This is a genomic window from Halonotius aquaticus, assembly GCF_003605575.1.
Taxonomy (GTDB): domain Archaea; phylum Halobacteriota; class Halobacteria; order Halobacteriales; family Haloferacaceae; genus Halonotius; species Halonotius aquaticus.
Genome location: NZ_QKNY01000018.1, coordinates 330,088 through 350,165 on the forward strand (window position 1 = coordinate 330,088; position 20,078 = coordinate 350,165).

Below are 20,078 nucleotides of genomic sequence, written 5' to 3' on the forward strand. Positions count from 1 at the left end.
GCGCCGACCGACGCGTTTTATCAGTCAGCCGTCGAAGCCGAGGGTATGTCCGAGCCGTTTCCCGACTTTGAGGTGATCCCGGCGGTCGATGTACAGGACGGCGAGGTTGTCCAACTCGTCGCCGGCGAGCGTGGTACCGAAACGCGGTACGGCGATCCCGTCGACGCCGCCGAGGGATGGGTCGAGCGCGGCGCATCAACGCTGCATCTCGTCGATCTCGATGGTGCCTTCGAGGGCGAACGCGTCAACGCCGACGCCTTCGAATCGATTATCGAGACCGCCTCGGTCGATCTCCAGATCGGTGGTGGGATTCGCACCGTCGACGATGCCGTTGAGCTGCTCGATCTTGGCGTCGACCGCGTCATTCTGGGCACCGCCGCGGTCGAAACCCCCGAGATCGTCGCCGACATTTCGGATCACGAGCCAGGCTCGGTGATGGTCAGTCTCGACGCCAAAGGCGGCGAGGTTGTCGTCTCGGGGTGGACGGAGAGCACCGGCCTCGATCCGGCCGCGGCGGCCGGTCGGTACGAAGAGTTGGGCGCGGGCGCGATCTTGCTCACGGATGTCGACGTTGAGGGGCAACTCGCCGGCGTCAACACCGATCTCGTCGAGGGAGTCTGTGATGCTGTCGAGATCCCCGTCGTCGCCAGCGGTGGGGTGGCGACCATCGAGGATATCCGCGCACTCCGCGAGGCGGGTGCAGCCGCGGTCGTCGTCGGCACCGCACTCTACGAGGGCGAGTTCACACTCCAAGATGCGATGGCGGCAGTCGACCCTGACTGACGGGCGTCGCCGAGGGAAACCACCATAGGCCCCCACGCTCTGAACACACCTATGAGCGATTCCTCAGCGAGCGACGCGGGCTCCCGCGCGGCGGCCGTCAGCCGCGAAACCGGCGAGACAACGATCGATCTCACCCTCGATCTCGACGGCGACGGCGACAGCGAAGTCGACACCGGGATCGGGTTTTTCGATCACATGCTGACCGCGCTGGCGACTCACGGCCTCATCGATCTCACGGTGCAGTGTGACGGCGACCTCGCGGTCGACGACCACCACACCGTCGAAGACGTGGCGATCACCCTCGGAGAGGCGCTCGACGAAGCCCTCGGCGACAAACGCGGGATCGTTCGGTACGCCGACCGTCGGGTGCCGCTCGACGAAGCCCTCGCCTCGGTCGTTGTCGACATCAGCGGGCGGCCGTACTTCGTCTTCGACGGCGAGTTCTCCCAGACCGATATCGGCGACTTTACCAGCGACATGGCGCGGCACTTCGTCGAGTCGGTGGCGATGAACGCCGGGCTGACCGTCCACGCGAGCGTCGACGGCGACAACGCCCACCACGAGGTCGAAGCCCTGTTCAAAGCCTTCGCGCGCGCACTCGACGACGCGACCCGGATCGACGACCGCCGGACGGACACGCCGAGTACGAAGGGCCAACTATAGGGGTAAGCCATGTTCGATGAGATAATGGAAAAGTTCGAGGGCAGCCCGAGCCAGCAGGCGGTGATCCGGCTGCTCCTCGAACGTGGGTTTTCGGTCAACGAGGAGGGTCGGGTCGTCTCCGGCGGTATCGAGATCCCCTTTACCGGGATCGCCCGCGAGATCGATGTCGACCGCCGGGTCGTCGATTCGACGACCGACGCGATCCGCGACGATCCCGAACTCCAGCGCATCTTCGCAAACATCGGCGCGATCCCAAGCTTGCGGGATCTCGCGCCCGTCTTGGATCTGACCGTGTTGACGGTCGAAGTCGCCGCCGCCGACGAGTCCGGCATCGTCGCCGCGGTCACCGACCGGATCGCCGCGGCCGACATCTCGATCCGGCAGGTCATCAGCGAGGATCCGGAGTTCACCGACGAGCCAAAGCTCTACATCATCACCGACGAGTCGATTCCCGGCGACGTGCTGGTGACGATCCGCGACCTCCCGTTCGTCCGGCGGGTCGAGTTCTGAGATGGAACGCGTCGAGCGAGCCGTCCGGATCGTCGCGGTACAGGCCGCGTTGCTGACGGCCGCGCTGCATCTGCTGTGGGCGATCCCGCGGCTGTCGCCTGCGATGCTCGCCGAGTCGGTCACCGACAGCCGACCGTTTCTTTTTGTGCCCGCTGCCGTCCTCCTGATCACGGTTGCAGTCGCCGTCTTTCGCGGCTATCGCTACCGGCGACTCAGCTCACTCGGTGGCGGTACCCTCGCCGCGCTGCTCATCGGCTATCCAATGTACCACGGCGGGGACGCAGCCGACGCGTTGGCGACCGAGCCGCTGGCGGTGGTGGCGGTTGCGGTCGAAGCCATCGGCGTCGTTGCCTTCGCCGGGCTCTACTACGTCCACCATCCTGATCGACTGGGATTGGCGGCGGCTGACGCCGCTGACACCAATGGCGACAGCGAGGGCGACGACGCTGTCGATACCGACGCCGGCAACGACAACTGACCAGTATCGCTTAAGCCGTCCGCCGGCCAACCAGTTCGTGTGTCTGAGTCCTTTCGGACAGTCGCCGAGCGCGCGGAGGCCAGCTTCGAGGTCAACGGCTCGGAGTTCATCGGCTACGTCGCGCCTGTCGAGACCGTTGAGGCTGCCGAGTCGGTCATCGAGGAGGTCGAAGCCGACCACCCGGAGGCGACACACGTCGTGCCCGCCTATCGTGTGCCGGCTGGGACTGCTTCGGCCGGCCAGCCGGGATCGGTGATGCTGCGGGAGTGGGCCAGCGACGACGGCGAGCCCAGCGGCTCTGCTGGCGACCCCGCACTCAACGTCCTCGTCCAACAAGAGATCCGCAATGTCGTCGCCGCGGTCGTCCGATACTACGGTGGGACGAACCTCGGCGTCGGCGGGTTGGCGCGAGCGTATTCGCGGGGGGTCAAGGAAGCCGTTGCGGCGGCTGGGATCGTCGAAGATGTTCCACACGAGCGGTTCGAAGCGACCGTTGAGTACGACGATTCGGGAACAGTGCGCGGGATTCTGGAATCCGAGAGCGTCGAGTTCGATGCCAGCTACGAAGAAGCGGCCGCGTTCGCCGTTCGGGTGCCGGTCGCAGAGGCCAGCGACCTGCGGGAACGACTGCGAGACGCGACGAGTGGACGAGTCAGTATCGACGACTCCTGAGCAAGCGGCTTACACTGTCCCGAAGGCCCGATCACCGGCGTCGCCCAACCCCGGCACGATGAAGCCGTCGTCGTCGAGTTCGTCGTCGATGGCGACGGTCAACACGTCGGCTTCGGGGACACTTTCGCTGACCCGCAGGACGCCCTCCGGAGCCGACACCGCTGATAGGGCAATCAGCTCCTCGAACCCATCAGCGGCGTCGATCACGTGATCAAGAACAGCACACATCGTCGATCCCGTCGCCAGCATCGGGTCGGCGACGATGACCGTGTCGTCGGCTGTAATCTCGGGGAGTTTGACGTAGTCGACCGTAATCGGGAACTCCCCGTCGTCGTTCATCCCCGCCGCCTCATCGCGGCTGGCAGAGATCACGCCCTGTCTAGCCTGCGGGAACGCCTTCATCAGCCCCTCGACAAACGGTGTGGCTGCCCGGAGGACGGTGACGATGACAACATCGTCGAGCCCGGTGACACGTTCGCCGGTGGTGTCAGCCAGCGGTGTCTGGATCGGAACAAACTCCGTGTCCATCGCGCCATCGATGATCTCATAGCCACAGACCCGCCCAAGTTCGATCAACCCCTCCCGGAAGGCGACCTGCGCGGTGTCGGCCGACCGCAGCGTCGACAGCGTATCCTTCGCCAAGGCGTGGGTAACCAGATATGCGTCCTCGCGCTGTTCGATTGGCATATGTGAGCAGGAGACAGCGATGGTAAAAACAGCCCCGATGGCGCGGCGGGCGGTAGCGACGTTTATGTACCGGGACGGCGTTAGTATGGCGTAGCAGATGGAAGAGAGCATCTCGGGGTTCAAGATCAACGGCGCGTGGGACGATGTGGTCGAACACGGCGAGCGCATCACCCAAGCCCTCCGACAGGAAGATATCGAGGACGCCGCCGATGAGATTCGAGCAGCCTTCGAGGAGTGGGACGAGTGGCGACCCAAAGCCCACGAACAGCTCAACACAGATGTCAACGAGAAGACAGCCGATCAGGCCAGCGTCGCCGAAGGAAAGGGCGAAAAAGCCGGGAAGGCCGCCAGCGACGACGTGAAAAAGGCCGGCGAGAAGCTCTCGGAGTCCTACAAACGGATGGAAAACGGCGACGACGAGGGAGCTGTCGAAAACTGGCAAGACTCCATCGGTTACGTCACCAGAGCAGCCGACTCGGTCGGCCGGAAAGCGATTCGCACCGTCGAAAACACGGTCTACCAGAACGTGATGACACAGCTGTCGCCGTACTACTTCGACAACGAACTCGTCAGCGCGAACATCAAACAACAGGGTCGCGGTGACGACGACGAGCAGTTCGTCTTCGAGGTCAACATCAACGACGACGAGTTGAAAACGGCAGTCTCCGAACGCCTCGGCGAGTACGAGGATACGATCGATCGCTGGCACGTCACAACCGAGAAAGAAACCGATATCGCCGAGGCCGCTGAAGGGGTCGAAGCCCCGGAGCCCCCGAGCGACGATACCCAATCGACGACAAACTGAGCGACGCTCAAGCCACTGACCCCACAAACGCATGGACGCGACACGCACCATCGACTCCGGCGAGCTATCGGCCGACGAGATCATCGACGCCCTTCATGACGGCCATCGACTCCAGGTGAGTGTCGAGCTACTCAACCAACAACACCAGATCACCCTCCGGTATGACGGGGAGACCTACTACTGTGAGACCCCGACCCGGCTGCACAAACACAGCGATGAGGCCGCAATGCGAGCGTGCATCGAGGAGCGCGGCTACGCCGCAGCCCCCGAGGAGTCGGCGTAGTTTTAGGGCCCGGCTGCCGACATCAGTTATATGAGCTCCACGCCGACACCCGACGATCTCGCCGAGGACAGCGATCTTGATTTCACCCACCTGTTGTCCTGTGTGTTTGGCATTCGGGATCACGAACGCCGGACGTATCTCGCCTTGCATGACCACCCCGGCAGCACCGTCGAGGAGTTGGCGGCTGTCCTCGATCGGGATCGGAGCAATGTCAACCGGTCGCTGTCGACTCTCCAAGGAAAGGGACTGCTCGAACGGGAGCGACGCCTGCTTGATTCGGGCGGCTACGTTTATCAGTACACCGCCGTCGAGCTTGAGGAGGCCAGAGCGATGCTGCATGCGGCCCTCGATGAATGGGTAGAGTCTGTTCACGACGAGATCGACCAGTTTGGAGCCCGCGCCGAGCCATAACCGACCGGCTTTTTACCGCGCCGCGACCATACGCACGTAATGAGTCTTGAGCTGTCCGCGCCGCCACAGTCGGAGCCGGCGTGTGCCGACGATGGCGTCTGGTTGGAATGTATCGACTGCGGCGAGCAGTTTGCACCCTTCGAGGAGATCCACTACACCTGTGCGGACTGCGATAGCCTCCTTGAGGTTCGCTACGCCGACGCGCCGACCTTCGAGGATTTCGAGGGCAGCGGCGTCTGGCGGTACAACGCGGCACTTCCCTTTGAGGAAGGTGTGACGCTCCCAGAAGGCGATACGCCGCTACACGAGGTGCCACGGCTCCGCGAGGAGATCGGCGTCGACAGTCTCCGGATCAAACACGAGGGAATGAACCCAACCGGTGCGTTCAAGGATCGCGGAATGACCGTCGGCGTCGCCGTCGCCAAGGAACTCGGTGTCGGGCGGCTGGCCTGTGCCTCAACCGGCAACACGAGCGCGGCGCTGGCGGCCTACGGGGCCCGTGGCGACATGGAAACGCTTGTGTTGCTCCCGAAAGGGAAGGTCGCTGCCGGCAAGATCGCTCAAGCCAGCCTCCATGGCGCGCGGATTCTTGAAGTCGACGGCAACTTCGACAGCTGCCTCGATATCGTCCAAGAACTCGCTGGCCTCGGTGAGGTCTACCTGCTCAACTCGCTGAACCCCTTCCGGCTTGAAGGCCAGAAAACCATCGGCTTCGAGATCCTCGAAGAACATTACCAGGACTACGGCGAGTACCCCGATCGGATTGTCCTCCCGGTTGGCAACGCCGGCAACACCGCCGCCCTCTACAAGGCGTTCCGCGAACTCGTTGCGAGTGGCGCGCTTGACGAAAGCGAGGTGCCGACACTCACCGGCGTCCAAGCCGAGGGCGCGGCCCCGATGGTCGACGCTGTCCAAAACGGCCGCGACGAGGTCGAACGATGGGATGACGTCGAAACCCGGGCGACCGCGATCCGCATCGGCAACCCGGTTAACGCGCCGAAAGCCCTGCCGGGGATCTACAACACCGGCGGCACCGCTGTCGCCGTCAGCGACGACGAGATCACCGACGCCCAACGACAACTCGCCGGTGCAGGGATCGGCGTCGAACCCGCCTCCGCGGCCTCTCTCGCCGGGCTCCGCAAGCTCCGGGCGAGCGGCGAGATCGGGGCCGACGAATCGGTTGTCTGTCTCACGACCGGTCACCTGCTGAAAGACCCTGACGCCGCCTTCGAGGCTGGCGGCGACCCTGAACCGGTGCCAAACGACACCGATGCGGTGTTGGAGCATATCAACGACGGTAATGATACTATGGCCGGACGCCTGGCACAGCAACTCTCGAAGGTAGCCGACTCGTCGGCGCTGCCGGCCATCGTGGGTGGAGGGCTTGGACTCGCCTATCTTGGCTATCGAGCTCTGCGATCGGATGACAACTAGTATCGGCTAACAGCGGCCTGCTGGCGGCGTCTTATTTTCCGCTATCGTCTTCGATGCATACCTTCACTCGCAATATCATTTTTGAGTTCGTATCGGCAAAACGGCGTTTGTGGGCGACTTAGGTGTCAATATATCAGAGCTCCAGTTATTAGAATTGAAAACTCGTGAGTCAGCTATATACCCATCCTCGTTTTTATTTCGCATGTCGTCTGACCCGTTCCGGGCAGGCGTACTAATACCATGTTCGACACAGACGATCGAGGTCAGGTGGGGATCGGGACGCTCATCGTGTTCATCGCGATGGTTCTGGTCGCAGCGATTGCGGCTGGTGTCCTGATCAACACTGCAGGCCTCCTGCAGGCACAAGCACAGCAAACCGGCGAAGAGACGACATCCGAAGTGAGTGATGTCATCCAAGTCGGAGAAGTACTTGGTTACGCTGATTCAAATGGCGAGATTACTCTGCTGAATGCGTCGCTTCGGCTGGCATCCGGGTCGGATGCGATTAACGTGAGCCAAGCGTCGTACACGGTCTCCAGTCCGACAGGCAATGCGACTGTGATCAACGGAGACAATACGAGTAACAGCGGAGTCATTTCCCACTTCCAGAAGCAGGGAATGGAACCCAAGGACGGATCAGTCCTCAAAGATCAGGAAGACCTCCTGATCTCACAGATCAATCTGACAGCCGCAAGCAACATTGAGCCGCTTGCGGAGTCAGAGACCGTGAAGCTCATCGTCCAAGCTCCGGCTGGCGGACAGACCTACAAGGAGCTGAAGACGCCGCGAAACGTCGAATCTAACGAAAGCTACATCCTCTAAGCTGGCTGTCGCTTTCTCTCTTCGACTGTTTTTATTGGCTGACGTACACTATCACAGCCAGTGACAACACTACAGACGTAGTGGTGTTCAACAATACCAAAATCAGGAGCAACGAGTACCGCTGTTAGGAGCAACTATTCTTGATCGAGCGTGATCGCCGTGATATCAGTAATCCGCTCGTCGGCAAGCAGTTGGTCGACGACAGCATCCGGCACGTCGACATCCAGATTGTAGACGGTGAGTGCTTCGCCGCCGATCGTCTCACGAGCGTTGAACATGCCGGCGATGTTGATATCGTTGTCGCCGAGGACGCCGCCGATAAAGCCGATGACACCGGGGGCGTCCTTGTTGCGTGCAACGACCATGTGGCCCGACGGGATGGCGTCGACGCGGTAGCCGTCGATACGGACAATCCGTGGGTCATCGCCCGCAAACAGCGTCCCCGAGACGGTCAGTTCCTCCTCGCCGTCCTCGACGGTGACGCTGACGAGGCTCTGGAAATCGTCGGTCTGCCGGGTTTTCGATTCGGTGACATCGATCCCACGATCCTCCGCGAGTTGTGGCGCGTTGACTGAGTTGACCTGCCATTCCAGCGGCGTGAAGACGCCTTTCAGCGCGCTGGCGGTAACGAGGTCAACGTCTTCCTCGGCGATGTCGCCCTCGTAGCTGACTTCAACCGATTCGATGCGCTCGCCAAGGAGGTTGGCAGCGATCTTGCCGGCGGTTTCGGTGAGCCCAAGATATGGTTCGATCCGCGGGAAGGCGGTTTCGTCAACCGACGGCGCGTTCAGGGCGTTGAGGACAGGCTCTTCGTTGAACGCGGCGATCACCTGGTCGGCGGTATCGACGGCGACGTTCTCTTGCGCAGCCTCGGTCGACGCACCGAGATGCGGGGTGACGACGATCTCATCGACATCAAGCAGCGGCGAGTCCTCGCTGACGGGCTCCTCAGCGAACACGTCGAGGGCCGCGCCGGCCATCGAGCCATTGTCGACAGCCTCGGCGAGGGCGGCCTCGTCGACGATCCCACCGCGGGCACAGTTGATGAGGAACCCGTCCTCGAGGAGTTCGAGTTCGTCGCTGCTGATCATGTTTTCCGTCTCCGGAAGCAGCGGCGTGTGGATCGTCACGAAGTCGGCGAGTTCGAGACACTCATCGAGGTCGTCGATGAGCTCCGCGCCGAACTGGTCGGCGCGCTCCTGAGAGATGTAGGGATCGAAAACGACGAGATCCATCCCGAGGCTGTCGAGGCGTTTGGCGACCTCCTGGCCGACCCGACCAAGGCCGACGATGCCCAGCGTCTTGTTGTTGACCTCGTAGCCCAGATAATCTGATTTTGCCCACTCGCCGTCTTTCAGGCGGGTGTGGGCCTGCGGGATCCAGCGGGCGGCGGCAAAGGCCATCGCCACCGTGTGTTCGGCGGCGGCGCGGACGTTGCCCTGTGGCGCGTTGGCGACGATGACGCCGTGGTCGGTGGCGGCTTCGATGTCGATGTTGTCGACGCCGATCCCGGCGCGGCCGACGATAACGAGCTCGTCGGCTGCCTCGAAGACCGCCTCGCTCACGTCGGTGCCAGAGCGGACGATCAGGGCGTTGGCATCGGCGACCGCATCCAGTAGTGCGTCGCCGTCGATTTCATACTCGGTCTGCACCTCATGGCCGGCTTCACGCAGCCGATCGAGCCCCGCGTCGTCGATCGGATCCGTGACGAGTACCTTCATACCGAATCGATCCCGTGGCGCGGGGTAAAGCGTTTCCACTTCGGCGCGCAGCCCGCGAGAGCTGTTAGCACACCGCCGAAGCCGACCGATTACTTATCGCCGGCATCGATACCGTCGTCCGGCCACGGTGCCTCGTCGGTGTCGGCGATGAGTTGTTCCTTTTGGCTTCGGCGGAGCTGTTTGATCTCGTACTCACGGCTCATCGCGGTGGATTTCGAGTCGAACGCAGCGAGATAGACACACCTGACCGGTGTTCGACCACGGGTGTATTTTGCGCCGTCGCCGGCGTTGTGCTCGGCAAGTCGGCGTTCAGGATCGGTTGTGTAGCCAGTATAGTAGCTGTCGTCGGCACACCGGAGGATGTAGACGTAGTGATCGGCGTCGAGCGTGGTCATTGTTGTGGTAGTTGCTCCGGTGGTGGCCGTAGGTGTCGAGAGGGAGCCTGTGGGTGGCTAGTTCCAGTCGGCGGCCGTCAGTACAGTCCTACTCGCACCGTATATAAACCCACCGTCTCCGGAGATAGATGGGGTGGCGATTCGGTGCACACAGCACTCAAGCCGACCGGATCGGCGGGCAAGCGTGTCGGGACATGGTAATCCTTATTATGGAGGCTGGGGTACGAGGCACTGCATGGCAGATCTTATCGTCAAAGCAGCGGTCAAAGAGGCCCTGAGCGACAAGAACGTAGCTTCTGATTTCTACGACGCACTCGATGCGGAAGTCGAGGAGCTACTCGAAGATGCAGCCCGACGTGCCGAGGATAACGATCGGAAGACGGTGCAGCCGCGCGACCTCTAAGTCGGCACTCGTTGTTCCTGTTTTTTTACTACCGAGGAGTGACATCGCTCTCCGAGAGTTCAGTACGTCGTCGTCGAGACGCCGTCAGCCTGTCCGACCGAGACGGTTGTCGCACACTCGACGAACAACCCGTGTTCGACGACGCCCGTCACCGCCGAGAGGTGTGTCGCTATCGACGCGGGATCGGAAATCGTTCCAAAGTCGACATCGCAGACGAGATTCCCGTTGTCGGTGACGACCGGACCGTCCTTGTTGGCCGCATCGCGGAGCGTCGGCTCCCCGCCAAGTGAGCGGACGGCATCGGCGACGACCGTGTGGGCATCCGGCAGCACTTCGAGTGGCACCGGGTGATCGAGGGCGTCGGTGAGCTTTGTCTCATCGACGACGAGGTGGACGGTTTCGGCCGCGCTGGCGACGAGTTTCTCCCGGCTGTGGGCTGCGCCGCCGCCTTTGATACAGCTGCCAGTATCGCGGACGAACTGATCGGCCCCGTCGATAACGATATCGATCCCGTCGATCTCATCAAGGCTACAGAGGGGAATTCCACAGTCGATGGCGCGTTGGCGAGCCCCGAAGGAGGTCGGGACGCCGACGATGTCGAGACCGTCGTCGACAGCATCACCCAGTGCCTCGATGGCATAGGCAGCGGTACTCCCGGTGCCGAGGCCGACGACCATCCCCGGCTCAACGGTGTCGGCTGCGGCCTCGCCGGCACGGCGTTTTGCGGCGTCGCTGCCGCCAGTCGATTTCATGCCCGAGGGTGTCTCACGGAGGGACATACAGCTATCGGAGGCAATCGACGTCGCTGTACGGCCGCGGCCAGATCAGCGATCCCGATGAAACCTTACTCAAGGCGGTCGACGATGGCCGATTGCTCGTACTCAAGGCTGAGTTCCCGGGAGCGACCCCGCCCGTCGACATCGGCGTACGTGGCGGTGATCAGCCCAAGCTGGTCGAGTTTGTTGACCAGCTCGGAGTAGCGGGTGTACCCCAGCCCGGTCTCCTCGCTGAAGACCTCATAGACCTCACCGGCCTGTTTGCCATCATGGTCAAGCAGCACCTCGATCAGGGCGCGTTCGGACTCCGAGAGCCCGTCCAGACACCGCGAGAGGTGGACGTGTTTCGATTTCTCGTAGGCGGCTTCGATATCCTCGTCGGTGATAGTACGGGAGGCCCGCATCTCGGCGTGAAGCCCAGCCCGACGCAGTAGGTCGATGCCGACCCGAAGGTCGCCGCTGTCGGCGGTGTACTCCGTGACCGTATCGAGCTCCGGGCTCCCGACGACGCCCTCGTGGAAGCCACGTTTGACGCGCTCTCGGAGGATCGAAGCGATCTCGTCGGTCGAGTAGCGGGGAAAGTAGATCTCCTCGGGCCGGAAGACGCTCTGTACCCGGCCGTCGAGGTCGTCGATGACATCAAGCGAGAGATCCGAGGAGACGACGATGACGCCGATCTTCGCGCCCGAATGCACCTCGTGGGCCCGCAGCAGCGAGTACAGCGTGTCGCCGGCCTCGTTTTCGTAAAACAGGTAGTTGATATCGTCTAAGGCGACGACGAGGACGGTCTCCTCTTCGACAAGGCGGTCGGTCAGTTGGCCGAAGAGCTTTTTAAACGAGATCCCGGAGGCCGGCGGCTCGTACTCGAAGACGCCCTCAAAGAGGCGTGAAAAGACGGCGTATCGCGTCGAATCGACCTGGCAGTTGACCCGGACAACCTCGATATCGCTTTTCCCGCCGAGTTCCCCGAAGAGCTTCTGGACGGCGGTGGTCTTTCCGGTGCCGGGCGGCCCACGGATAATCGTGTTGAGCGGCCGCGACCCTCTGACCGCGGGGCGGAGGGCATATTTCAGGCTCTCCAGTTGGCTCTCCCGGTGGTGGAAGGTCTCGGGGAGGTAGTCGATCTCGAAGACGTGTTCGTTGCGGAACACGGATTCGTCCCACGACAACATCCCCTCCGAATCGTCAGCCATCTGAATACCACCACCGCGGCTGTCCACTTAATCATTCCCCGGCAGGCCTCTCGAAGCCGGTCTGTGGCCGGATGAACACGCTTTTGCCCGGCGGTGGCGTTCGCCCGGGCATGACTCACCACGACGGCGAGACGGAGGTGTGGCGATGACAACCGAACTCACCGAGATCACCGTGATCGGGGGCGATAAGACCGGCCTGATCGCCCGGGTCACCACCCTCCTGTTCGAGCGCGACATCAACATCGAGGATCTCGATCAGGCCGTTCGTGACGGCCTGTTCCGGATGTCGATGCGGGTCGACACCGGCGAGATGAGCTGTGAGCGCGACGAGCTCCGCGAGGCCCTCTCAGAGCTGGGCCGCGAACTCGGCGTTGAGATCCAGGTGCGGTTCCCCAGCGACCGGGAGACCCGGCGGATCGCCGTCTGTGTCACCAAGGAATCCCACTGCCTCGAAGCCCTCATGGAAGCCGCCGAGAGCGGCGAGCTCGACGTGGAAATCTCGGCGGTCATCAGCAACCGCGGGACGCTCCGCGACGTGGTCGAGCCGACCGATATCCCCTTCTACGATATCGGGGACGGCAAGGGGTCGCCCGACGAGGATCGGATGCTCGATATCTTGGCCGAACACGACGTGGATCTGATCGTCCTCGCGCGATACATGCGCATCCTCGGCCCGAAGATCGTCTTCCGGTATGAGGATCGGATTATCAACATCCACCCGAGTCTGCTGCCGTCTTTCCCCGGTGCGGCCGCCTACCGGCAAGCCAAAGAGGAGGGCGTTCGCATCGCCGGCGTCACCGCCCACTACGTGACGACCGACCTCGATCAGGGGCCGATCATCACCCAGCGGGCCTTCGACGTGCCGGACGACGCGCTCATCGATGAGATCAAAGCCCGCGGCCAACCGCTTGAGGCCGAGGCACTACTGGAAGCCGTTGAACTCCATCTCGACGACGCGGTCGCCGTCCACCGCGGTCGGACGAGTCTGCGTGATGGGGCCGATCCCGACGACTACCAACTCGGGCTGTCGTCGACAGCACAGGACGCCAATCCGACCGAGCCGGTCGACGACGATCTTGATCTCAGCGAGGCGCCGGGTATCGCCGACGACTAAGATAACGAAACTATAGATCGGAGACGACGTCGACCGCGTCGTCCAGCGACGGCGCGTCAAACCACTCGGTGCCGGTGTAGGCGTTGGCACCCGCGGTGTACATATCGGCGACGGCAGTCAGCACCGTATCAGGCAGCGTAATTGGCTCAATCTCACACAGTGGTCGCCAGTCCGCACCGTCGGCGTCGGTGACGTTTTCCTTCGCCGCGGCAACAGCCTCGACCCACGCCGGCTGTTCGCGCTTGTAGTACTGCCGGATCACTTCCTTCGAAAGTTGGTGGCCCTCGACCGAAAACCGATTTTCGTCGAAGGTGCCGACCACGTCGGCGACGCGAACCTCACCATCATAGAAGAGACACTCGATCTTGCCGTCCTCGTGGGTGAATCCTGCGGCTGCGGCCTGTTCGTTCAATAGCTCGTTGACCGACAGCGCGACAGATTCGAGCTCGTCGAGGGCAGCCGCGCCGGCGATTGTATCGGCCTCGTCGCGGGTAAGATACCGATCTTGTTCCTCGTACTTCGTGGAGAACTCGACGACCGGTTCGGGGAGTGCGACTTTCTCATCGGGCCACTCGTCGACATCGAGCCCGTAGTCGGCGGGGTCGCCGCGCTTCCGGAGGCTGGAGCCGACCGGCACCGTGTTCCGGAAGACGATTTCGAGCGGGATCAGAAAGTTCTCGCCGGCTGCGTCGTGGTAGGCGTCATAATCGTAGGCGTCGGTGTCGGCAGCGTCACCGTCGGAATCAGCGTTGGCGTCGTCGCCGCGATACGGTAGGTCGGGTACCTGCGTCAACTGGATCGCCATCTCCGTCGGCGGCTGCTCGCAGTCAGCGAGTTCAACGACCTCGCCGTCGTCGGTGACAACGCCCTCGTAGTGAGTTGGGATACCGGCAGCCGCAAGCCGTTCGAAGTTGAACGCGCCCATCGTACAAAGGCTGGCTCCCTTCTCTGGAATCGCATCGGGCATCTGTCCCCAGTCGAAGACGGAGTAGGCGTCGGTAAACACAAACCGGCCCGCGCCGAGGTCGCTGTCGGTGGGCTCGCGGTCGACCCGAAACTCCTTGACGCTGGTCATGCTCCAACCGGCGGCGGCCACGCCTATCAAGCTTTCAGTTCTCCGTCTCGCCGCCAGCCGCGAAGTTCCGGTGCCGGTGGGCCCCGCCGCGACCGACCGCTTTTTAGTCGGGACAGCCAACCCTCCTAGCATGACTGGCCGGTCGGCCGCCGACCTCGATGCCGACGCCATCAGCTTTCAGCACACCGTTGAGAGCGACCAGGCCTTCGAGAACGCCCTCGCCAAAGCCCGCGATGGCGACCGGCTGACCGTTGACGACGCTGTCGAACTCCTGACGACCGGCACCGACCGCGACGGCATCGACCACGAGCGCAAGGAAGCCGTCCTCGAACTCGCCGACCGCCGCCGCGCCGAGGAGGTCGGCGACGACGTGACCTTCGTTGCCAACCTCAACAACAACGTCACCACCGCCTGCAATGTCGGCTGTCTGTTCTGTAATTTCAAGGATACCGCCCACCAGTTCGAAGCCGACCACGACGCCGAGCACGCGGGGTTCACCAAGACGCCCGCAGACTCCCGCCAGATCGTCGAGGATGGTCTCGATATGGGCATTTCGGAGGTCTGTTCGGTCTCGGGGCTCCACCCAGCCTTCGCGCTCACCGACGAACACCACGAGATCCTCGCCAACTACGACGAACCCGCCCGCGAGGTCAACTACAAACCACCCGCAGTCTACGAGACCGACCCCGGCACCTACGTCGAGCAGATCGACGCGATGTCGGTCGACGGGATCCACGTCCACTCAATCACCCCGGAGGAGGCCTATCACGCCCGCCGCGGCACCGACTGGGGCTACGAGTCAGTCTACCGCCGACTCCGGGAGGCCGGCCTCAACTCCGCACCCGGCACGGCCGCCGAGATCCTCGTCGAGGAAGTCCGGGATGTCGTTTGTCCCGGTAAGATCGGTTCCGACGAGTGGATCGAGGCGATGGAGGGCGCGATGGCTGCCGGCCTTGACACAACGGCGACGATCATGTACGGCCACGTCGAAAACGAACGGCACCGCGCGATGCATCTCAAGCGCGTCCGCGACCTCCAGGATCGCACCGGCGGGATCCGCGAGTTTGTTCCCCTCTCTTTCGTCCACCAGAACACGCCACTCTACGACCACGGCGTTGTCGACGGCGGTGCCAGCGATGCCGAAGACGAGTTGATGATCGCCGTCTCGCGGCTCTTCTTCGACAACATCGACAACATCCAGAGTTCGTGGGTCAAATACGGCGACGCAAAGGGACTCAAACTCCTGAACTGCGGGGCGAACGATTTCATGGGGACGATCCTGTCGGAAGAAATTACCAAACGCGCCGGCGGGAGCTACGGCGAGTTCCGGGGGGTCGGCGACTACGTCGAGATGATTTCCGCCATCGGTCGCCGGCCCGTCGAGCGCTCGACCGATTACCGGACGAAACGCCCGATCAGCGTCACGGGCGACAGTAGCGACGATACCTACGGGCCGACACTCGGCCCACGAGCCGATGGAACACCAATGCTCGAACCAGCCGAGGAGACACTGGCTGCCGACGACTAAGGTTGGTTGTGCTGGCGAGGTGGGATCAACCCTATGGCTGTGAGACCGGCTGTCGCTTGCGACCGGCGACAGCGCGATAGCGACCTCCAGCATCAGTGTCGGCGGTAATCGCATCTCGAATCCGCGTCGACAGCCACGCGTCGGTGTCGACCGGGTCGGGTGCAGGTGAAACGTCGCCACACCGAACCGACGCCGGTAGATAGCGGTCATAGACCGGGAGCCGTTCGTACAGCGGCAGTCCTGCGGCGTCGGCGATCGAGTTGAGTTCGTCGAGTGCAGGCCAAGCGTAGTCGGGATTGATGTAGTCGTCGGTGATCGGCGAGACGCCGCCGAGATCGTCGACACCGCAATCGATCAACTCGCCGGTCGGCGAGAGGTTTGGCGGGACTTGCACCGAAATAGCCTCGGGGAGCGCGGATCGGGCCATCGCCACCGCCCGGCGCATCGTGTCGACCGAGGGCTGGTCGAAATCCGATCGCTCGTTGGGGACGACATTCTGGATGATGACCTCCTGGATGTGGCCGTACCGCTCGTGGAGTTCGCGGATCGCCAGCAGGCTCTCGGCGCGGTCGCGCCACGTTTCGCCGATGCCGACGAGCAGGCCCGTGGTGAACGGCACGCCCTCGCGGCCGGCCGCCCGGATCGTGTTGAGTCGCTGGCCGGGCGTTTTCCGCCGGCCACCGCTGTGTGCGTCGACGTCGGCGGTCGTCTCCAACATCACGCCCATCGAACTGTTGACCTCGCGTAAGCGACGGAACTCCGATTGCGTGATGTCGCCCGGATTCGAGTGTGGGAGCAGGCCCTCCGCAAGGGCAATCTCGCAGGCCGCATAGAGATAATCGATAATCGAGTCGTACCCCCACTCATCGAGTTGGGTGTGGATTTCAGTATAGCGATCGTCGGGTTTGTCGCCAAAGGTGAACAGGGCCTCGGTACAGCCGGCGTCGACACCGGTTTCGACGACATCGCGGATCGCCTCGGGCGACAGCAGCGTCGCTTCGCCGGGCACATCGTAGTACGTACAGTAGCTACAGGTGTATCGGCAGGCGGTCGTCAACGGGACAAAGACATTTCGCGAGAAGGTGAGTTCGGTCGGAGCCGCGACATCGCTCGGGGTAACGTCGAGCAGCGAGTCGACAGCCGACTCCTCGATGTCGATATCGATGTCGTAGTCGTCGGCCGCCGGGAACATACCAAACCGCGTCCCCGAAGGCGCAAAAACTGCTCGGCTCCGGGCCTGATCGCCCCTATCGTCGCCGAACTCCGACCCGGCCGTCGCTCCGGTCGAGTTCGAAGCCAGCGTCGACAAGCCACGCACGGACTGGGCCGTCGCCGTGGATCAGCACCTCAGCGAGATCGCTCGGCTCGTCGATGTCGGTTGCAAGCTGGCGGGAGTCGACAGTCTCAACGGTCGCGCTGAGATCAGCGGCGATCTCACGGTGATCGAGATACGACGCGCCGTGGTAGTCGACCCGAAACGCCGACTCTCGGACGACAAGTGCATTGGTGCCGCCACCAAGTCCCGGGGCGATCGCGATGTCGACATCGTTGCCGGCGGCGTCGCTGGCGGCGGTGAGTCGGCGGATCGAATCCGGCGTTGCCAGCGGGAGATCAGCCATCACGATCAGCGTCGGCGTGTCGGTGGTCAGTTGATCGTTGACCGCGGTTGTCAGCGGGCGGTCGTCGACGACGACCGAGGCACCCGCTGGCAGCGTGGTCGCCTCAAGTGCGGCCGTCGAGAGAACTATCGGCTCAGAGCCAGCCGCCTGCAGTGTCTGACACACAGATCGCAGCATCACCCGCGCAAATTCAGCGCGCTCGTCGGCGGTGAGCACGCTGTCGAGGCGGGTTTTCGGCTCGACAGCCGCGAATGGGACGAGGGTACGCATAGCTGAGAGGGATGGGAAAAACGAAACCGCAAGGACGACTCAGAACAGCGATTCGAGTTCGTCGCTGTCGTCGTTGACGAGGTCTTCGAGGTTGTCGTCGCTTTCCTGTTGGATCTCGTCGATGTTGTCCTGGGCTTCGATTGCGACCTGCTGGAGTTCCTTGATCCGGGGGACGTTTGTCACGCCGGACAGCAGGACGACACTGGAAACCCGGCCGGTGGCTTTCGTCGGGTAGTCGCCACCGCGAACCTCCATACTGCCGGTCTGCTCTTCGAGCCACTTCCGGCCGCGCTCGATCCCTTTTCGGTTGAGATAGTTCGGCGGCCCTGCGAGGACGACGAGGGCGCGTTCGGCCCCATCGATCTCACACGGGAGCGTCAGCCGCCCAAGGGCGGCTTTCCGCACCAGACTCGTGATCCGATTGGTCGTGTTGGCGGTATCGAGGTCGTCGGTGCTGTCGTCGCCGGTGAACCGCGAGAGCAACCCGCCGGAGGACGCGGTTTCGACCTCCTCTTCGGCGAAGCCGATCGTCGAAACGCCGCCCCCGGAGAGCGTGTTGATGATCTCCGAGGAGTCGACGACGCTTTCGGCGACCTCTTCGCCTTCGCCGATCTCGCCGGCCCCAAAGAGGATGCCAAACCGTCGGACGATCTCGCTGTTGATCTCGTCGTAGCCACCTTGGACGGATTCGCCGGTTTTCCGCCAGGCGTCGTTGTCGAAGACCAGCAGGTTGTCGACCTCCCGGACGAACGTTTGGAACGACCGAGCCGCGTTGAGCGTGTAGATCCCACCCTCGTCGCTGCCCGGCAGCACACCAAGGCCGTAGACCGGCTCGGTGTAGATCCGTTTGAGGTGTTTGGCGATGACCGGCGCGCCACCGGAGCCGGTGCCGCCACCGAGGCCGGCGACGACGAGGAAGGCGTCAACCTCGTGTACCGGGATGCTATCGATGGCCGACTGGATCTCGTCGATATCCTCCTCGGCGATCTCCGCGCCGAGTTCGTTGTCCGCGCCGACACCGTGGCCCTTGACCCGCGACTGACCGATCAAGATGCGTTGATCCTCGGGGATCCGTTCCAGTCCCATCAGATCCGCTTTCGCGGAGTTGACCGCGACCGCCGCGCGGACGATGTTGGAGCCGGTCTCCTTGTCGTACTGGAGGAACCTGTCAACGATCTTGCCACCGGCCTGTCCGAAGCCGATCATCGCGAGTTTCATGTGGTACCTTCCCTCTCCATTGGCAGAAAAACAGTGCCATGAGCGCAATAAAGGTTGTGTCTTTCGGAACTGTCATGATTCGGTCGGCTTCGATGCGGACATTTGCCATGTGAGCCCGTAACACTGGCAGATTCGACGGGAAACTCACAGTAAACCACGAAATCGGCGATTCGAACCAATAGCCGTTACACCCACAGTGCTGTCAGGATCATTTCAGTATCCAGAGATGTGAGAACGCAACCAGAAACATTATAATTTAAGATATCCGGCGCTTCCGGCTACCGAGCATCAACCGAACCCGCAGGTCGTCAGCCGGCGAGATACGAGCCGAGTGTTGTCAGCGATCCCGGCTCAACCCCGAAGGCGTCGATATCGTTGTCGGCGGTCGTATTATCAAACTGTAGCGACCGGTACTGATCGGCCCCCATCGGGAACCCAGGGATCTTTCCACCGACCGAGAGACCGACCCCAGCAAGCGCCATCGGCACCGAGACGATCGTGATGGATTTGCCCTCGGCATCGTAGACCATATTCGTGATTTCTCGGAGTGTGAGATTCTCGGGGCCGCCGAGTTCATAGGTTTCACCGACGTGAGCGTCGTCGATAAGCGTCTCGGCCAGCATGCCGACAAGGTCGTCGACATGGATCGGCTGGAATCGGGTTTTGCCGCCGCCGGGCAACGGGTAGATCGGCACACCGGGCGCAAACATCCCCTTGAGCTTCTTTGTGAAGGAGACGAACTCGCCGCCCTCACCGAAGACGACCGACGGGCGGATGATTGTCCAGTCGAGATCGGAGTCGGTGACATGCGCCTCGGCCTGTCCTTTCGCGCGAATGTAGGCGGTCGCGCCGTCGGGATCGGCCCCAAGCGCGCTCAACTGGAGGAAGCGATCGACACCGCCGGCTTCAGCGGCCCGCACGAGGTTTTCGGTGCCGTGGCGATGGACTTCGTCGTGCATCTCATCGCCACCCTTCGGTTTGAACAGCGGCGACAGCGCGACGAGATTGACGACGGCGTCGTGGCCGGCGACGGCTGACTCGATGGAGTCGTAGGCGGTGATGTCGCCGCTGACGGCCTCCACACCATCCGGCACTGCGTCGGTGTCGGGATTGCGTGCCAGTACGGTTACCTCGTGGTCATCAGCAAGCAGTTCGGGGACGAGGTGGCTGCCAATGAACCCGTTCCCGCCGGCGACTAAGACGTGCATACCATCTCTT

23 protein-coding genes are annotated in these 20,078 nt (G+C 62.7%); 13 read left to right on the forward strand and 10 right to left on the reverse strand.

Translation table 11 applies throughout. The features are described from left to right. Nucleotides 1–45 precede the first annotated feature (45 nt). Genes hisA through DM826_RS11325 form a run of 5 tightly spaced genes read left to right on the forward strand, consistent with a single transcriptional unit; the run spans nt 46 to nt 3,106 of the window. Nucleotides 46–783: a 1-(5-phosphoribosyl)-5-[(5-phosphoribosylamino)methylideneamino]imidazole-4-carboxamide isomerase gene (gene hisA / locus DM826_RS11305; RefSeq protein ID WP_120103528.1), complete on the forward strand. Its 738-nt coding sequence runs from the start codon at nt 46–48 to the stop codon at nt 781–783. 51 nt (nt 784–834) lie between these two features. Then, nucleotides 835–1,446, forward strand: coding sequence for an imidazoleglycerol-phosphate dehydratase HisB (hisB, locus tag DM826_RS11310; protein ID WP_120103529.1), 612 nt, complete (start codon nt 835–837; stop codon nt 1,444–1,446). A gap of 9 nt (nt 1,447–1,455) precedes the next feature. Beyond that, nucleotides 1,456–1,956, forward strand: coding sequence for an amino acid-binding protein (locus DM826_RS11315; protein ID WP_120103530.1), 501 nt, complete (start codon nt 1,456–1,458; stop codon nt 1,954–1,956). 1 nt (nt 1,957) lies between these two features. Continuing rightward, nucleotides 1,958–2,434 carry a hypothetical protein gene (locus tag DM826_RS11320; RefSeq protein WP_120103531.1) on the forward strand — a complete coding sequence of 159 codons (477 nt, stop codon included), beginning with the start codon at nt 1,958–1,960 and terminating at the stop codon, nt 2,432–2,434. A 39-nt stretch (nt 2,435–2,473) separates the two neighbouring features. Then, nucleotides 2,474–3,106 carry an IMPACT family protein gene (locus DM826_RS11325; protein ID WP_120103532.1) on the forward strand — a complete coding sequence of 211 codons (633 nt, stop codon included), beginning with the start codon at nt 2,474–2,476 and terminating at the stop codon, nt 3,104–3,106. Nucleotides 3,107–3,115: 9 nt separating this feature from the next. Here DM826_RS11325 and upp read toward each other — a convergent pair whose 3' ends face one another. Then, nucleotides 3,116–3,793, reverse strand: coding sequence for a uracil phosphoribosyltransferase (gene upp, locus DM826_RS11330; protein ID WP_120103533.1), 678 nt, complete (start codon nt 3,791–3,793; stop codon nt 3,116–3,118). Nucleotides 3,794–3,890: 97 nt separating this feature from the next. Here upp and DM826_RS11335 point away from each other — a divergent pair, with 97 nt between their 5' ends. The 5 genes from DM826_RS11335 to DM826_RS11355 all read left to right on the forward strand — a co-directional run bounded on the left by DM826_RS11335 (nt 3,891) and on the right by DM826_RS11355 (nt 7,548). Continuing rightward, nucleotides 3,891–4,598, forward strand: a complete 708-nt coding sequence (locus tag DM826_RS11335; RefSeq protein ID WP_120103534.1) for a DUF5828 family protein — start codon at nt 3,891–3,893, stop codon at nt 4,596–4,598. Nucleotides 4,599–4,629: 31 nt separating this feature from the next. Continuing rightward, nucleotides 4,630–4,881 (forward strand): NUDIX hydrolase, encoded by a 252-nt coding sequence (locus DM826_RS11340; RefSeq protein ID WP_120103535.1) that lies wholly within the window; start codon nt 4,630–4,632, stop codon nt 4,879–4,881. A 30-nt stretch (nt 4,882–4,911) separates the two neighbouring features. Further along, complete coding sequence (locus DM826_RS11345) at nt 4,912–5,292, forward strand: helix-turn-helix domain-containing protein (RefSeq protein ID WP_120103536.1); 381 nt, start codon at nt 4,912–4,914, stop codon at nt 5,290–5,292. A gap of 39 nt (nt 5,293–5,331) precedes the next feature. Further along, complete coding sequence (thrC, locus tag DM826_RS11350; protein ID WP_120103537.1) at nt 5,332–6,726, forward strand: threonine synthase; 1,395 nt, start codon at nt 5,332–5,334, stop codon at nt 6,724–6,726. Nucleotides 6,727–6,966: 240 nt separating this feature from the next. Beyond that, complete coding sequence (locus DM826_RS11355) at nt 6,967–7,548, forward strand: archaellin/type IV pilin N-terminal domain-containing protein (protein WP_120103538.1); 582 nt, start codon at nt 6,967–6,969, stop codon at nt 7,546–7,548. Nucleotides 7,549–7,682: 134 nt separating this feature from the next. On the opposite strand, the gene serA is transcribed toward DM826_RS11355, so the two are convergent. Both serA and DM826_RS11365 read right to left on the reverse strand, forming a co-directional pair. After that, on the reverse strand, nt 7,683–9,269 hold the full coding sequence (serA, locus tag DM826_RS11360) for a phosphoglycerate dehydrogenase (protein WP_120103539.1): 1,587 nt from the start codon (nt 9,267–9,269) through the stop codon (nt 7,683–7,685). An 89-nt stretch (nt 9,270–9,358) separates the two neighbouring features. Then, entirely contained in the window at nt 9,359–9,664 is a 306-nt protein-coding gene (locus tag DM826_RS11365) for a GIY-YIG nuclease family protein (RefSeq protein ID WP_120103540.1), read from the reverse strand. 235 nt (nt 9,665–9,899) lie between these two features. On the opposite strand from DM826_RS11365, the gene DM826_RS11370 reads away from it, so the two are divergent. Next, nucleotides 9,900–10,067, forward strand: a complete 168-nt coding sequence (locus DM826_RS11370) for a DUF1931 family protein (RefSeq protein WP_021041298.1) — start codon at nt 9,900–9,902, stop codon at nt 10,065–10,067. Between the two features lie 59 nt (nt 10,068–10,126). Here the strand turns inward: DM826_RS11370 and rpiA are convergent, their stop codons facing one another. Both rpiA and DM826_RS11380 read right to left on the reverse strand, forming a co-directional pair. Further along, on the reverse strand, nt 10,127–10,819 hold the full coding sequence (rpiA, locus tag DM826_RS11375) for a ribose-5-phosphate isomerase RpiA (protein WP_120103541.1): 693 nt from the start codon (nt 10,817–10,819) through the stop codon (nt 10,127–10,129). 92 nt (nt 10,820–10,911) lie between these two features. Continuing rightward, nucleotides 10,912–12,036, reverse strand: a complete 1,125-nt coding sequence (locus DM826_RS11380) for an ORC1-type DNA replication protein (RefSeq protein WP_120103542.1) — start codon at nt 12,034–12,036, stop codon at nt 10,912–10,914. 145 nt (nt 12,037–12,181) lie between these two features. Here DM826_RS11380 and DM826_RS11385 point away from each other — a divergent pair, with 145 nt between their 5' ends. After that, nucleotides 12,182–13,150: a formyltetrahydrofolate deformylase gene (locus DM826_RS11385; protein ID WP_120103543.1), complete on the forward strand. Its 969-nt coding sequence runs from the start codon at nt 12,182–12,184 to the stop codon at nt 13,148–13,150. Between the two features lie 10 nt (nt 13,151–13,160). Here the strand turns inward: DM826_RS11385 and DM826_RS11390 are convergent, their stop codons facing one another. Continuing rightward, nucleotides 13,161–14,225, reverse strand: a complete 1,065-nt coding sequence (locus DM826_RS11390) for a phosphoribosylaminoimidazolesuccinocarboxamide synthase (RefSeq protein WP_120103544.1) — start codon at nt 14,223–14,225, stop codon at nt 13,161–13,163. 130 nt (nt 14,226–14,355) lie between these two features. On the opposite strand from DM826_RS11390, the gene cofH reads away from it, so the two are divergent. Further along, entirely contained in the window at nt 14,356–15,753 is a 1,398-nt protein-coding gene (gene cofH / locus DM826_RS11395; RefSeq protein WP_120103545.1) for a 7,8-didemethyl-8-hydroxy-5-deazariboflavin synthase subunit CofH, read from the forward strand. A 31-nt stretch (nt 15,754–15,784) separates the two neighbouring features. On the opposite strand, the gene cofG is transcribed toward cofH, so the two are convergent. From cofG to DM826_RS11415, 4 genes are all read right to left on the reverse strand, one after another. Next, nucleotides 15,785–16,945, reverse strand: a complete 1,161-nt coding sequence (cofG, locus tag DM826_RS11400; protein WP_120103546.1) for a 7,8-didemethyl-8-hydroxy-5-deazariboflavin synthase subunit CofG — start codon at nt 16,943–16,945, stop codon at nt 15,785–15,787. 55 nt (nt 16,946–17,000) lie between these two features. Further along, complete coding sequence (cofC, locus tag DM826_RS11405) at nt 17,001–17,642, reverse strand: 2-phospho-L-lactate guanylyltransferase (RefSeq protein ID WP_120103547.1); 642 nt, start codon at nt 17,640–17,642, stop codon at nt 17,001–17,003. A gap of 39 nt (nt 17,643–17,681) precedes the next feature. Then, nucleotides 17,682–18,860 carry a tubulin/FtsZ family protein gene (locus DM826_RS11410; RefSeq protein ID WP_205738833.1) on the reverse strand — a complete coding sequence of 393 codons (1,179 nt, stop codon included), beginning with the start codon at nt 18,858–18,860 and terminating at the stop codon, nt 17,682–17,684. A gap of 308 nt (nt 18,861–19,168) precedes the next feature. After that, a complete protein-coding gene (locus tag DM826_RS11415) occupies nt 19,169–20,068 on the reverse strand; it encodes a complex I NDUFA9 subunit family protein (RefSeq protein WP_120103548.1) in 900 nt (299 codons plus the stop codon). Nucleotides 20,069–20,078: the final 10 nt, after the last annotated feature.

What these genes read in the sequence shown, in the direction of transcription:
- hisA (WP_120103528.1), top strand. Translation starts at nt 46, where the DNA reads ATGTCCGAGCCGTTTCCCGACTTTGAGGTGATCCCGGCGGTCGATGTA.
- hisB (WP_120103529.1), top strand. Translation starts at nt 835, where the DNA reads ATGAGCGATTCCTCAGCGAGCGACGCGGGCTCCCGCGCGGCGGCCGTC.
- DM826_RS11315 (WP_120103530.1), top strand. Translation starts at nt 1,456, where the DNA reads ATGTTCGATGAGATAATGGAAAAGTTCGAGGGCAGCCCGAGCCAGCAG.
- DM826_RS11320 (WP_120103531.1), top strand. Translation starts at nt 1,958, where the DNA reads ATGGAACGCGTCGAGCGAGCCGTCCGGATCGTCGCGGTACAGGCCGCG.
- upp (WP_120103533.1), bottom strand. Translation starts at nt 3,793, where the DNA reads ATGCCAATCGAACAGCGCGAGGACGCATATCTGGTTACCCACGCCTTG.
- DM826_RS11335 (WP_120103534.1), top strand. Translation starts at nt 3,891, where the DNA reads ATGGAAGAGAGCATCTCGGGGTTCAAGATCAACGGCGCGTGGGACGAT.
- DM826_RS11340 (WP_120103535.1), top strand. Translation starts at nt 4,630, where the DNA reads ATGGACGCGACACGCACCATCGACTCCGGCGAGCTATCGGCCGACGAG.
- DM826_RS11345 (WP_120103536.1), top strand. Translation starts at nt 4,912, where the DNA reads ATGAGCTCCACGCCGACACCCGACGATCTCGCCGAGGACAGCGATCTT.
- thrC (WP_120103537.1), top strand. Translation starts at nt 5,332, where the DNA reads ATGAGTCTTGAGCTGTCCGCGCCGCCACAGTCGGAGCCGGCGTGTGCC.
- DM826_RS11355 (WP_120103538.1), top strand. Translation starts at nt 6,967, where the DNA reads ATGTTCGACACAGACGATCGAGGTCAGGTGGGGATCGGGACGCTCATC.
- serA (WP_120103539.1), bottom strand. Translation starts at nt 9,269, where the DNA reads ATGAAGGTACTCGTCACGGATCCGATCGACGACGCGGGGCTCGATCGG.
- DM826_RS11365 (WP_120103540.1), bottom strand. Translation starts at nt 9,664, where the DNA reads ATGACCACGCTCGACGCCGATCACTACGTCTACATCCTCCGGTGTGCC.
- DM826_RS11370 (WP_021041298.1), top strand. Translation starts at nt 9,900, where the DNA reads ATGGCAGATCTTATCGTCAAAGCAGCGGTCAAAGAGGCCCTGAGCGAC.
- rpiA (WP_120103541.1), bottom strand. Translation starts at nt 10,819, where the DNA reads ATGAAATCGACTGGCGGCAGCGACGCCGCAAAACGCCGTGCCGGCGAG.
- DM826_RS11380 (WP_120103542.1), bottom strand. Translation starts at nt 12,036, where the DNA reads ATGGCTGACGATTCGGAGGGGATGTTGTCGTGGGACGAATCCGTGTTC.
- DM826_RS11385 (WP_120103543.1), top strand. Translation starts at nt 12,182, where the DNA reads ATGACAACCGAACTCACCGAGATCACCGTGATCGGGGGCGATAAGACC.
- DM826_RS11390 (WP_120103544.1), bottom strand. Translation starts at nt 14,225, where the DNA reads ATGACCAGCGTCAAGGAGTTTCGGGTCGACCGCGAGCCCACCGACAGC.
- cofH (WP_120103545.1), top strand. Translation starts at nt 14,356, where the DNA reads ATGACTGGCCGGTCGGCCGCCGACCTCGATGCCGACGCCATCAGCTTT.
- cofG (WP_120103546.1), bottom strand. Translation starts at nt 16,945, where the DNA reads ATGTTCCCGGCGGCCGACGACTACGACATCGATATCGACATCGAGGAG.
- cofC (WP_120103547.1), bottom strand. Translation starts at nt 17,642, where the DNA reads ATGCGTACCCTCGTCCCATTCGCGGCTGTCGAGCCGAAAACCCGCCTC.
- DM826_RS11410 (WP_205738833.1), bottom strand. Translation starts at nt 18,860, where the DNA reads ATGAAACTCGCGATGATCGGCTTCGGACAGGCCGGTGGCAAGATCGTT.
- DM826_RS11415 (WP_120103548.1), bottom strand. Translation starts at nt 20,068, where the DNA reads ATGCACGTCTTAGTCGCCGGCGGGAACGGGTTCATTGGCAGCCACCTC.